1 pseudogene is annotated in these 422 nt (G+C 62.6%); it reads left to right on the top strand.

Annotated features, from left to right (window positions below):
- A pseudogene (locus CHM34_RS18585) lies at positions 1–321 on the top strand (hypothetical protein); the annotation flags it as partial.
- Between the last annotated feature and the right edge of the window lie 101 nt (positions 322–422).

The following is a 422-nucleotide window of genomic DNA, read 5'->3' as shown; positions in this document are numbered from 1 at the left end:
GTCGGACTCCCTGCCACGTGGCGGCAGGCCTTCTACGGCCGTGACCTCGCAGGCACCGTCGTCCTCGTCGGCGTGCCGACTCCGGAGATGGAGCTCACCGTTCCGCTGCTCGACGTGTTCGGCCGCGGCGGCAAGCTCAAGTCCTCATGGTACGGCGACTGCCTGCCCGACCGCGACTTCCCGATGCTCGTCGACCTCTGCCAGCAGGGACGCTTCCCGCTGGAGAAGTTCGTGTCCGAACGCATCGGCATCGGCGATGTCGAATCCGCTTTTGAGAAGATGGCCAAGGGCCAAGTCCTACGATCGGTGGTGGAACTGTAATGACAGCTATTGAGCATCTCGTCACATCGGGCACATTCTCCCTCGACGGGGAGACGCACAACGTCGACAACAACGTGTGGATCATCGGCGATGATTCCGAG

Source organism: Paludifilum halophilum, assembly GCF_002245355.1.
GTDB classification, from domain to species: domain Bacteria; phylum Bacillota; class Bacilli; order Thermoactinomycetales; family DSM-45169; genus Paludifilum; species Paludifilum halophilum.
The sequence above is the reverse complement of the archived record's forward strand: the minus strand, read 5'-3'. Positions and strand labels throughout refer to the sequence as shown.